The following is a 13,244-nucleotide window of genomic DNA, read 5'->3' as shown; positions in this document are numbered from 1 at the left end:
TTTTCCTTATTAAATTATTCTTCAAAAAAATCACGATCAATTTCACAAAGCTCAATAGTTTGTTTCACATAAACGCCAACTTTATGTTTAACCATTAGATTACACAATTGATCACCATTGATTAGTATAATGACTAAATTCTGTATGTTCTTTGCATAATTAATAGCTTCTTTCGAGAAATCAGATGTTGTAATAAAAACTGCTTTTTGTGTAGGTTTATCAGAGATTGCACCTACAAATTTTTGTATTTCAGGTCGTGAAACATTATCTTTCCAGCGTTTTGCTTGAATATAAATTTTACTTAAACCGAGCTCATCTTCACTAATAATTCCATCGATTCCTTCATCAGCCCCTTTAGCTGTTAAAGATGTATAATTGCTAGTTCCATATCCCATTTTGTTTAGCAATTGCAAAACTAAATTTTCAAAAAATCTAGGATCTTTATTTGCGATTTCGTCTAATAAATTACTTTTTAATGCTGCTGTTAGTTCAAGGTAGATATCATCAATTCTTTCATTAGGTGTTTTTTCTTGAGATGTGGATTTAGCTTCCTTTTTATCCTTTGGCTTAGACTTACTTTCTTTACCATGTACTTCCTGATACCAATTCTCAAATAGTTTCTCATCCTTAGCAATTGAAAACCCCAATTCTGTTATTTGATAAATGCCACGGGATATTCTCAATAAAAGTTTCTGTCTTTCAGGTATATTATTTAGTGTAGATAAATAGGTAATTGCCCAATCTACTCTATTTTTATAAAGTGCTTGTCCTGATTTTATTCGTTCACTTATTTGTTGTTCGGTTAAAGAAAAGTACTTTACTATGAATTGATATACATCACTACGAGAGTATTCTTTCCGATCAGAAAATAATCTTAAAATAGGAAACATCATTTCTTTATATGTTTGCATATTTATTCCTTAACAAAAAATGCGGTCAAAAAACACTTCATTTTTTAACCGCACTTTTTATTTATTAAACTACTCTGTTGCGCCGAATCCGCGTAATCCGACCACATGGACGTGTTCGTGATTACCGGCGATTTTACGCACCAGTTTATAGGTGGTGCCTTTTTCCGGGCTGATGTTTTCCGGTGCAGCAATCAATAGTTGCATATCCAGGCGTTCGCATAGCTCAAATAAAGTAGAAATGGATTTCGCATCAAGACGAGCCGCTTCATCTAGGAATAATAAACGGCATGGCACGATGTCTTTGCCACGAATACGACGGCTTTCTTCTTCCCAGCTTTGTACCACCATTAAGAGGATTGACATACCGGTACCGATAGCTTCCCCGGTGGATAATGCGCCACTTTCTGCACGTAACCAGCCATCTGCGCCACGGTAAACTTCCACTTCTAAGTCGAGGTAATTACGGTAATCCAATAATTCCTCACCGATGGTTTGCGCAGTGCGTTGCCCGACATCAATATGCGGGTTGAGACGTTGATATAGCTTCGCAATAGCCTCGGAGAAAGTCATGCGGTTGTCGCTGAACAGATCTTGATAATCTGACTGATTACCGGATAACGCATCCAACAACATGGCATGCGTATCCCGAATATTCACCACTAAACGTACCGATTTCACCTGACCAAAGGCGATATTTTGTAGACCTTGGTTCAGCATACGAATGCGATTTTGTTCACGTTGAATGGTTTTACGCATGATATTCGCCACACTTTCAGAACTGATCGCCAATTTTTGTTCACGGCCGGTCAATTCTTCCGTTAAGCGGGAAAGCTCGATTTCCATTTGTTCAATTGCATCAATCGGGTCATCGGTTTTCAGAATATCCTGACGAATACGCTCGCGCAGATGTTGATATACGGCGATAAAGAACCGCACTTTATTTTCCGGTTTACGGCTATCTTCCGACAAGCGTAAGGCATCACGCAGATATTCGTTGTCAGCAACTGCTGTACGCAACGCACCTAACGCTTTATCCGACATGGAACGCAATTCATCTGCGGATAAATAGGCCAATTCACGACGATTTAAACGTTTTTCTACATCAGAATTACGGGATAAACGAAGCACCACACACCAACTCATTTTCGCCGCCGTCACCAACTCACGCTGGGTTTTATAATCACGTTCTGCTTTACGAATACGACGAGTCAGATTTTCCGCTTCGCTTTCAATAAGGGTGAGTTGTTTTTCAATATAAGAACGGCGTTGGCGATTAGTAGAAAGTTGTTGATATAACTCGTCACGACGAATTTTGGCACGCTCTTCCGCGCCTTCATCCGCACGCACACCTAATTCACCAATTTCTTGCATCAATTCCTGCAACATTTGATTTTTACTGTTGAAAGAACTTTGCAATTGAATTAACACTTGATTGTACTGCGCATATTGCGCTTGAACCTGACGTAATTGTTCGCGCTGAATTTCACGTTGTTGCTGCATTTGTTCTAAACGCGCGCGTAACTGTTCGTTTAATTCAGAGGTTTCCGTTTGTACGCTTTCCGCATAATTGAAATGCGCTTTGCGTTGCACCACATCCGCCAAGGCAAAGACTTTTTGTTGCACTTGTTTTTGTAGCTGAATGGCTTGTTCATAATCGGCTTTTAAGTGCTCGTAATTTTCAGGATCGCTTTGCAATGTGTTAGCAATTGGCTCTAATTGTGACAACGTGACGCCGTGTTGACGGATAAACAATTCATCCTGCTCTGCCAAATCTAATTGCTCACGGCATTCTTCAATGCGATCAGCTAAGCTATCATCAGCCAATAATGGCAATTGCGGAATTAATTTATTCAACAACTGCATTCTTTCTTTCGCCTCATCTAAACGCAGACGAATTTGTTGCTCGCCGATCACCAATTGATTAAGCTCGCGTTCAATTTCATTGCGTTGTTGGTTGGTCTGCGCCATAACTTGTTCCGGATTGGCTTGGAATGCCAAAGCTAAATGCAAACCAACAAACTGGCTAAAATGCTCATGTAAACGCTGACATTTTTGCACGTCAAAAGCACGCTGTGCGTACTGCTCTGCCACTTCTTCACGTTTAGCCTGTAATTCTTCTAAATGTTTTTCACGAGCCGCACGGCCGAACAACGGAATTTCAGGGAATTTGGAATAACGTAATTCACGATCGGACACCTGAACGACCACGCCAAGCGCCAACTCTTGTGCGGAAAGCACGCTGTCGTCAAAGGCCGCCGGATCGCCCTCAATTAAATACAAATCTTCCGGGCAATCGTCCAAATTAGCGAGTTGCTCTTTCACCGCATTCAAATCACGCACCACAATAGCGTGGCGTGCTGGGCCGTATAAGGCTGAGAAATAAGGCGCGTCTTCGATCGGCACATCATCGTATAATTCAGACAGCAACACGCCACCGAAACGTTCTGCCAGCACATTCAAACGGGCATCTTCCGAACCATCCGGCTGACTTAAACGGCTAATTTGCTCATCTAATTGCTGACGTTGAAGCTCAAGTTGGTCGCGTGCCATGGTCAATTCGCGCTCTTTGGTCAGCTGTGATTGCATGAAATTCATCACATCCTGACTGTCTGCGAATTCTTCTCCACTTTGCTCCTGCAAGCGTTCCAATGCGGCTTGAGCGGTTAGCCAAGCCGGTGCTTTACGGGCGTTTTCATCATAAAGTGCGGTCAAATTTTCACGTTTTTGACGTAGCGTTGAACGTTGTTCAACCAACTCGGAAAGTTCGGCGGATAAATCTTCAATTAAGGCTTCTTGATCGCCATAGAACGCTTCCAATTCATCCGCCGTTTCTAAGCTTTGATTCGCACGTTGATTAAAATCGTTTAATAATCTCACCGCACTTTGTTGTTGATTTAAACGTTGTTCTAATTCATGTAACTTAGCGCGTAATTGCGGCGTTTGTTGTGCTTGAAGTTTTTGTGTCGGATATTCGCGTAACAACTCTTTGGCACTTTCCCATGCGGCAGAACGTGGCACCTCACCGGCAATTTTGCAAACCAATTGATACGCTTTATCAAATTGCGTTTTCGCCGCCTCGGAAATAGACATTTTTTGCTCTAACTCAAGTACTTTATCCGTCAATACTTCCGCTTGCGCTTCAAATTCTTCGTGATACACATCTACATTTTTCACAGCTAAATCGGCTAATCCACACAAGGTCTTGGCTTTTTCTAAGGCTTGAATGGCTTGCTGATATTGCAATGCACGGGTTTGTTGTGCATCAAGAGCTTGCTGATAATCTGCTAATTGGGAACGCAAGTTGTCAACTTCTTGTTCTGTTTGTTCAAATTGCGCCTGACTTTCTTCCAGTTGTTCGTTAGCAGTTTCAACCACCATTTTTTGCTCTTCCAAGCGCTCAGTCAGTTCGTTAACATCTTCTTGATAACGAGAAATTTTTTCCTGATGACGTAACGCATTTAACACCAAATTCAGGTGATCAAGCGCGCTTTGATGATCGACTTCCAGAATTCTTTCATTTTCTGCCAATTCGGCGGCTTCACGACTTAATTCAACCAAACGATGTTGCGATAAATCCTGTTCAGATTTGGCTTTATACCACTCCTGACGGAAATTTAATGCGGTTTCAATGTTGCCACGACGCTCGTTGGCATTTCGCATATAATCCGCCGCCACATAATTGGTGGATTCGGTGATTAAATGCTTGAATAAATCGCGGTCTGCTTGGGTGACTTTAATGGCTTCCAACGTCATACGGTTTTCACGTAAAGCACTTTCCATGTCTTGGAAGGCTTTTTTCACACCAAGATTTTCCGGCAATAAATAATCCCGTAATGAACGGGTAATGGCACTGGAAATACCGCCGTATAAAGAGGCTTCGATAAGTTTATAGAATTTGCTGCGGTCTGAAGAAGAACGTAAACGTTTTGGAATAATCCCCAAATCAAACATCATGCCGTGGTAATCAGTGATGGAATGATATTGTTTAAATTGGGCGCCGCTCTGCTCAACCTTATCTTTTAGTTCATTTAAGGTCAGTACGCGCGCTTGGCGTTCGTTAATGGTTTCGGTGAAAAGTGCGGTCGGATTGACAGACAATTCTACGCCTTGAATAGAAAAGGTTTTTAAATCCACTTTTTTATCACGCCCTGCCACTTGTTGCAGACGTACACCAACGATAATCCGTTGATGACGGGAGTTGATGGTATCCAACGCCGCGTAACAAACGCCAGGACGCAATTTACCATGCAAACCTTTATCACGAGAACCGCTTGTTGCACCTGCTTCCGTGGTATTACGAAAATGCAACAAGGTTAAGTCCGGAATCAACGCTGTCACAAATCCGGCCATGGTCGTAGATTTACCGGCACCATTACCACCGGAAAGTGTGGTCACCAATTCGTCTAAATCAAAGGTACGGGCAAAGAAACCGTTCCAGTTGATGAGCGTTAGAGAACAGAATTTACCGCGTTCTACCCCACTGTTTTGGTTAAAGATAACCGGCGCTACATCAGAGGATGCTATATCCATTACTTCATTTTCCAGGGATAATTCTTCAGTCATTATTCTTGTTCCTCTTCTACGAATTCGTCTTCAACGTCAGTATCGTTTTCAGTGCTTTCTGTATCGCGTTGTAATGCTGCTTTTTCAGCTTGTAAAGATTGTGGCGTTGCCGCTTCACCATCGCGAATTAAGCGTAATTGTGCTTCAATCGGATCATCTCCGGCACGCACTTCTGCGCCGAAACGGAATACCGATTCAGAAATAGTAAATTTGCCGCTGTTCGGTTCGCCTACGGTATAAATCATGCCTAAACGGCGCAAACGACCGATTGCCGCACGTACTTTTTCTGCTAATTTTTGTTTATCCAAATCGGAACCACTGGAACGTTGATTCACCGCTTTCAGTAACTTGCCTTCATCCGCTAAATTCAGCAATTCGTCATACACTTCCTGAGTACTAAAAATGCCTTGTTGAGCTAGTCGCTCCGGGCTTAAATACAAATAACACAACACCTTACCCACTAACATTTCCAATTCAGTTAACACAGAACGGGCAATGAGTGTTGTCGCTTTCGGGCGTAAATAGAAAAAACCTTCTGGCGCACGAATCAGTTCGACATTATAGCGACGATAAAACAGATCCAGTTCCGTTTGAAAATCAAGTAAAAAAGCGTGGTTATCCAAATGTTCTGTGCCGATATGTTTACCGGAACGCAACTGGCTGTCCACAGCAGGAAATAACGGGTTGGCAATGGCAGCTGCCAATTTCGGTGAAATTACATCTTGAAGGTTGTCTGTCATTATTTTTTTCTCTAACTGAATTGCTCTGTTATTGTCTTATTCGTGCGATAGATACGACTCAAAAAACGCGTGGATTTTCGACCGCACTTTTAATATTTATCAATGATATGCGCTTGAACTTCTGCGCCGTAATCGTTAATTTCCGTCCAATGCGGATAGATACCAGCCAAGTCATCGCCTGCAATACCTAAACGCACAGCCTGATCCACGATAATTCGCGCTACATCAAAATGTTGTATCAATGGATAATTTTCTAATTGTTGCTTCAACACTAAACTTAAATTAATCGGACGATTTTCTTCGCGGTAATCAATTAATAAGCCTTGCATGTGTTCGACGATTTTTTCGCGAATATCGGCTAAAGATTCAAATTGCAGTTCTTCCGGCAATTCGCCCAAGGCATCTTCTTCACGCAGCGCTAATTCTTCATCGCGTAAATCCACTAAACGCTCAGCTTGCGCTGTCCATAAGAACCAAGGATTGTCGAAATAATGGTGAATAGAATTGCGGAGACGTTGTGAAAAGACACGATTTTTATCCATATCAATAGCAGTGCGGATAAATTTATGCACATGACGGTCGTAGCCAATCCACAAGTCGATGGCTTGTTGCCCCCAACTTATAATGCGGTCTAGCTTAGCTTGTAAATCAATGATTAATTGTTCAATAAAATACAATTCTTGGCGACCGATCACACAATCTTGAATACGTAATAATTGCGCCTGTAATTTATCACCAGCCGCATTTAAGGTGTCTTGGAGTTCCCGTAAATTGCCGGAGGTTTCATCTAATAATTGTTCACAGCTGGAAATTGCCGCTTGCCAATCTTTGGTTAATAAAGCTGCGATATCTTCTTTAATGCTTTGTTGATTCTCATCCATCACACGTTGTGACAAATCAATGCTGTCAAAAATTTCTGCAACGGAATATTTTAGTGGTGCAAAAACACTGCGACGCCAATAATGCTCATCGCCGTCTTCTTCCGCCGCATTAGAGGCACGTTGGATTTCATCGGCCACAATAGAAAGTTGAACGGAAAGACGTAAGGCGGAAAATTCGCGTTGACGAATGTAATAATCGGATACACCAACACCCAACGGTGTTAAGCGATAAATTGCCAATCCTTCGGTGAATTCACTGCTAAAACGGTTGAGAAAACGTTGTTTAACCAGTTCATTAATCGCATTATTAGCACGAACGGCAATTGTTTCTTGAGATTGTTCAAAGGCGGTAGAAATGTGGCGGAAAATATCGACTAAGTCAGCTTCTAACATTTCGCCGTCAAAACGTTCATTATTATAAATGGCAATCGCCAATAAAAATGCCAAACGCTCAGTCGGCAAATTTAAGGAAAACTCACGTTCTTTCGCCCAGGAGACCAGTTCGGGGATGGTTTGTGATGTGTCAAGCATGAGGGATCTCACAACAGGTTAATTTCAACAAAAAATTGTGGGAATTATACAGGAATTTGCCTTTTCTAACAGCTTGAAAATGGAAAGTGCGGTCAAAAAAACAATGCTTTTTTTAGGTAAATTATACTTTGAATTTAACCCGCGAGTTTTTTAATTAACTCGTTCATTCCTTCTTCATCATAGCCTTCTTCATACTGCATATCCTCCACAAAATCTCTCAGCATTTTGCTATTTAACGCGGTACAACCGTATTTTTCCAATTTACTTTTGGTAAAACTGGAACGATATGCTGAAGAGACATTATTGAGGCTTATCACGCCGATGGTCGCTCGATTACAAGGCACTTTATTGACGAACACCAAATTGTATCCTGATTCACGGATATAACCGGTTTTATTAATAGCCGCGCTAAATATTTCATCGCGCACCAATTTATTGGTGTTCTTCACAAAAATATTGCGTTTTCCTGTTTGAATATAGGTGGAAGAGATATTAGAAAGACGTTTAATTTCCGCGTTATTTAAAGAATATTTAGCCAGCTTCACCAAATCCATTACGCTGGACACATTACTGTTAGATAAACCGGAACTGTCGCTAAAATGGGTTGAAGTCATACCAAGCGCTCTCGCCTTATCATTCATTTTTTTGATGAATTGTTGACGGCTCATACCGGCTGAACGGGACAAAGCATGTGCAGCATAATTATCGGAATGCACCAACATCGCTTTCAATAATTCGTTGCAAGAGATGGGTGTGTATCTAGGCAATTTTGTGCTTGTGCCTTTGATGTGGTCCGCATCTTCAGCGGTAATTGAGGCAATGCAACGCGCATTTTTGTTATGTTCCAAAAACACATTTGCCGTCATTAATTTTGTTACAGAAGCAATGGGACGCACGCTATGAGGTGAGCTACTTTCCAATATTTTATTGTGGGTAAAGTCATACACAACATAAGATTGTGCAACGGCAACCGTTGGTAGTAAAAATAATAAAGGCAAGGTTTTTGATAACATAGGATGATTCAAAGAAGTAAGCAACGGTGTTATTTTAGCAGTTTTTCAAGGTGAGATTAAATAAAAAAACCACCCTCAATAGAAGGTGGTTTTTGTTTTTATATATTCGTTATTTAAATTACCAAGCCTTAGATAAATAAGTCAGAATATTATTTTGCTTCTTGTGCTGGCGCTGCTACCGGTGCAGGATTAAATTTTTGTTCTAATTCGACACTTTGTTTTTGTAACTCAGCCATTGCATTTCTTAATGCTTCAGCTTTTTCAGCATAAGCTTTTTGTTGTTCCGGTGTTTGAGTCGGGTTAGTGAAACTCATATTAGCCTGATCAACCAATAAACCACTCGCCAAGCTTAATACATTTTTTGTTTGCTCTTTGATAGATTGAATTGATTCGGCTTTTACATCTAATGCATCTAAGCTTGTAATTGTATCTTTTACTGATTGATTAAATGTTTCAATCGCTTCTTTCACTTTTTTTTCATCTTGAGCTTGAACTGCGGCCACCAAATCTTGTTGGAATTTTTGTTGTGATTGTAACTGTGTTTGTTCTTGTGCCTTGTTCCAATCGACTAATTTTTGATAATCACCCTTTTCATCTACTTTTACTTCTGATGCAGCTTGTGTTTGTGCTGCTTCCGGTTTCGCTTCTGGCGCTTTGTCTGCCGGTTTGTCGCAAGCTGTTAAGAAAAGAGCCAATAATGCGGTAGCACTAATTTTTGTAAATTTGTTCATAAAAAATCCTTATTAATTGTTGATGAAAATTACTCTATTACGAGCAAATAGACGGGGCGTTAGACAGGATATGTAATAATTTGTTCCAAAATTTTACATATAAAAAAACTCCGAGAATTTCGGAGTTTTTTTCATGATTAAACGCGTTTGAAGTCAATGTGAACCAATTTTGGTTTGAACGGGTGACGTTGCATTGCTTGTGCTTTTACTGCAACTTCTTTACCGTCGATAACTAAAGTAATCACATCGGAATAGAATGAATCGTGTGCTTGAGCGTTGTTAACTTCATCATGATTTAAGATGATAGAAACCGGTGCTTCGCTACCACCGTAAACGATAGCAGGAATTTGACCGTTATGACGCAGGCGGCGGCTCGCACCCTTACCTTGCGCTGTACGAACTTCAGCGTTAAATTTAAATGCCATTGTTATGTTCTCTTTTGTAAAGATTAAAATTAAAAAATCGCAGGCGACCCAGCGATTTCCACAAAATTTGCTCAAAGCCTGAACTTTGAGGTGGTGCATTATAATGAATTCGTGGTGCTAAAGCAAACAAAAATCTTGTTAATTTTCCTAGATATTACGCCCAAAAACGGGCTAAAATAGGGCGTTATTTTTTATAGAGTTAAAGAGTATTCGATGGAATTTTTAATTCACTTTTTTAGTGATTACGGCTATTTTGCCGTGCTATTTGTTTTGATTATTTGTGGTTTTGGCGTGCCGATTCCCGAAGACATTACCTTAGTTTCCGGTGGTGTTATTTCCGGTTTGGGTTATACCAATGTGCATATTATGTTGGTTGTGAGTTTATTCGGCGTCCTCTTAGGTGATAGCACCATGTATTGGCTGGGACGCATTTATGGTACTAAAATTTTACGCTTCCGCCCTATTCGCCGCTTTTTAACCTTAGAGCGTTTACGTATGGTTCGGAGTAAATTTGAACAATATGGCAATCGCGTTTTATTTGTCGCCCGTTTTTTACCGGGATTACGCGCGCCGATTTATATCGTTGCCGGCATTACCCGTCGCGTGAGTTTTATTCGCTTTCTTTTATTAGATTTTTTTGCCGCCATTATTTCTGTACCTATTTGGGTTTATTTAGGAGATTTGGGGGCAAGTAACTTGGATTGGCTACATGAGCAAATCAAAAAAGGACAATCCATTATTTATATTTTAATTGCGTTTCTCGCAATCTACTTGATTTGGAAATGGCATAAAGGTCGTAAAAAGGTCAACGAAAAAGCATAAAGTGCGGTCAAAAAATCAAAACGTTTTTTTACTTTAACCCCATAAAACAAAACCCCATTCAGATTCGAATGGGGTTTCTTTTTATCGGAAATTATTTCTCGAGATTTAATGGCTCAATGTGCCAAATATTTTCCGCGTATTCCTTAATGGTACGGTCGGAAGAGAAATAACCCATGTTGACGATATTTTGAATCGTGCTGTCAATCCAGGTATCACGATTTTTATATTTTTCATCTACCAATTTTTGTGCATCCACATAGCTGCGGAAATCAGCAAACGCTTGGTAGTAATCGTGATATTGTAAGCCTTGTAACAATTGTTGATAACGGTTCGGATCGTTTTCGGAGAAACGGCCGTTAATGATTTGCTCAACAACGTTTCTGAGTTCCACATCCTCTTGATAGAAATTAAATGGACAGTAGCCATCGCGACGTAACTTCTCTACTTGTTCTACGGTATTACCGAAAATAAAGATGTGGTCTTTGCCGACATTTTCCAAAATTTCTACGTTTGCACCATCCAATGTACCCAAGGTTAATGCACCATTTAACGCAAATTTCATGTTACTGGTACCGGAGGCTTCTGTACCCGCCAAAGAAATTTGTTCAGAAATATCTGCCGCCGGAATGATCAATTGAGCCAAGCTTACGCTGTAGTTCGGGATAAAGACCACTTTTAAGCGGCCACCCAAACGAGCATCGTTATTGATGACATTCGCAACATCATTAATTAAATGGATGGTTTGTTTCGCTGCGTAATACGCAGATGCCGCTTTACCGGCTAAGATAAACACACGAGGTTGCCAATCTTTTTCCGGATGCTCTAACATCGCGTTGTAACGGGCAATAATATGCAACACGTTCAGAATTTGACGTTTATATTCGTGAATACGTTTTACTTGAACGTCAAATAACGCATGTGGATCAAGATCAATGTCTAATGTTTTCTTCACGTAATTTGCTAACTTCACTTTATTAGCAAATTTAATGTCAGAAATGGCATGTTTGAAATCCGCTTCATGCGCGTATTGTTTTAATTTTTCGATTTGACTTAAATCACAACGCCAATCAGAACCGATATATTTATCAAACAACGACGCTAATTGTGGGTTTGCCACAGCAAGCCAACGACGCGGGGTAATGCCGTTAGTCACGTTAGTGAAACGTTCCGGATAAATACGCGCGAAATCTGCAAAAGTAGATGTCACCATTAAGTCGGAATGAATTGCCGCAACACCGTTGACTTTGTGAGAACCAACCACGGATAACCACCCCATGCGAACTTTACGTTGATGCCCTTCTTCCACCAAAGAAACGCGACGAATGAAATCTACGTCGGTAGTGATGTAGGTTTTGACGTATTCCAAGAAATGATCGTTAATTTCAAAAATCATTTGTAAATGACGCGGTAAGATTTTCGCCATCATTTCTACCGGCCAGGTTTCTAACGCTTCTGACATCAATGTGTGGCAAGTATAAGAGAAAATGCGACGGGTCATATCCCAGGCTTTTTGCCATGCAAAGCCTTCTTCATCAATTAAAATGCGCATTAACTCAGGAATCGCTAATGCCGGGTGGGTATCATTTAAATGAATTGCCACTTTATCCGTTAAATTTTCAATGCTGTCATGTGCACGTTTGTGACGGCGGATGATGTCTTGCAATGAAGCTGAAACCAAGAAATATTCTTGACGTAAGCGCAATTCACGACCATTCCAAGTAGAATCATCCGGATAAAGCACACGAGAAAGATTTTTAATAGAAGCGCGGCTTTCCACGGCAGCAATGTGTTGACCGCGGTTAAAGTCTTCTAAGTTGAAAAGTTCACCGGCATGAGCAGACCACAAACGTAATGTGGCGGCAGAATCATTTTTATAGCCTGGAATCACTTGGTCATACGCCAATGCGGTCACCTCATCGCCTTTATTCCAGATACATTTTTTGCCTTCAAAATAAATGTTACCGCCAAAAGAAACGGTAAAACGTTTAGACGGACGAATAAATTCCCAAGGCGCACCTTTTTCTAACCAGGCATCCGGGCGTTCAACTTGTTGGCCATCTTCAATTTTTTGACGGAACATACCGTATTCATAACGAATACCATATCCCATGCCCGGCAAGCCTAAGGTCGCAATAGAATCCATGAAACAGGCAGCTAAACGACCTAAACCACCGTTACCTAACCCAGGATCCACTTCTTTTTCAATAATTTCTTCTAAATCAACGTTTAATTCGGAAAGCGCATCTTTGGCAATGTCGTATAATCCTTCTGCAATCATGGCATTAGATAAGGTACGACCAATCAAAAATTCCATTGATAAATAATAAACACGACGGGAGTCTTCTGCTCTAGCTTCGCGTGCAGTGGTGATCCAACCTTCGGTGACGAAATCACGTACTGCATATAATGTAGCGTTTAACCAATCCCGTTGGCTCGCTTCTTTCGGTGATCGGCCAATTAAAAAAATCAGTTTATAGACAATCGTCTTTTTCAATGAATCGACATTGACTTCTGGTCGATCGTATAGGAATGGAGAATCAAAATTATCCATTATCATAAAAATAGTCCTCAGTTAATAAAAAAGCGGGTGAATTTTAATCATTAAAAATAAAAAAACAATAATAATC

9 protein-coding genes are annotated in these 13,244 nt (G+C 40.6%); 1 reads left to right on the top strand and 8 read right to left on the bottom strand.

The window, feature by feature from the left end:
- Positions 1-14 precede the first annotated feature (14 nt).
- From LQ983_RS00675 to rplY, 7 genes are all read right to left on the bottom strand, one after another.
- Complete coding sequence (locus LQ983_RS00675; protein WP_230621277.1) at positions 15-911, bottom strand: restriction endonuclease; 897 nt, start codon at positions 909-911, stop codon at positions 15-17.
- A 69-nt stretch (positions 912-980) separates the two neighbouring features.
- A complete protein-coding gene (gene mukB, locus LQ983_RS00670) occupies positions 981-5,474 on the bottom strand; it encodes a chromosome partition protein MukB (RefSeq protein ID WP_230621276.1) in 4,494 nt (1,497 codons plus the stop codon).
- The gene (gene mukE, locus LQ983_RS00665) at positions 5,474-6,214 is read right to left on the bottom strand and encodes a chromosome partition protein MukE (protein WP_006718195.1); all 741 of its coding nucleotides are present in this window, start codon (positions 6,212-6,214) and stop codon (positions 5,474-5,476) included. Before mukE ends, mukB begins: the two co-directional genes overlap by 1 nt.
- Positions 6,215-6,303: 89 nt before the next feature.
- A complete protein-coding gene (gene mukF, locus LQ983_RS00660) occupies positions 6,304-7,626 on the bottom strand; it encodes a chromosome partition protein MukF (RefSeq protein ID WP_230621275.1) in 1,323 nt (440 codons plus the stop codon).
- Between the two features lie 134 nt (positions 7,627-7,760).
- Positions 7,761-8,639, bottom strand: a complete 879-nt coding sequence (locus tag LQ983_RS00655) for a D-alanyl-D-alanine carboxypeptidase family protein (RefSeq protein WP_230621274.1) — start codon at positions 8,637-8,639, stop codon at positions 7,761-7,763.
- Positions 8,640-8,788: 149 nt separating this feature from the next.
- Positions 8,789-9,370 carry a lipoprotein HlpB gene (locus LQ983_RS00650; protein WP_111294400.1) on the bottom strand — a complete coding sequence of 194 codons (582 nt, stop codon included), beginning with the start codon at positions 9,368-9,370 and terminating at the stop codon, positions 8,789-8,791.
- Between the two features lie 137 nt (positions 9,371-9,507).
- Positions 9,508-9,795: a 50S ribosomal protein L25 gene (rplY, locus tag LQ983_RS00645; protein ID WP_111294398.1), complete on the bottom strand. Its 288-nt coding sequence runs from the start codon at positions 9,793-9,795 to the stop codon at positions 9,508-9,510.
- Positions 9,796-10,008: 213 nt separating this feature from the next.
- Here rplY and LQ983_RS00640 point away from each other — a divergent pair, with 213 nt between their 5' ends.
- Positions 10,009-10,617, top strand: coding sequence for a DedA family protein (locus tag LQ983_RS00640; RefSeq protein WP_230621273.1), 609 nt, complete (start codon positions 10,009-10,011; stop codon positions 10,615-10,617).
- 91 nt (positions 10,618-10,708) lie between these two features.
- Here the strand turns inward: LQ983_RS00640 and LQ983_RS00635 are convergent, their stop codons facing one another.
- Positions 10,709-13,174, bottom strand: a complete 2,466-nt coding sequence (locus LQ983_RS00635) for a glycogen/starch/alpha-glucan phosphorylase (protein ID WP_230621272.1) — start codon at positions 13,172-13,174, stop codon at positions 10,709-10,711.
- Positions 13,175-13,244: the final 70 nt, after the last annotated feature.

Origin of the sequence: Aggregatibacter sp. Marseille-P9115 (assembly GCF_920939465.1) — a bacterium.
GTDB lineage: Bacteria > Pseudomonadota > Gammaproteobacteria > Enterobacterales > Pasteurellaceae > Aggregatibacter > Aggregatibacter segnis_B.
This window is presented reverse-complemented; position numbering and strand designations above follow the sequence as displayed.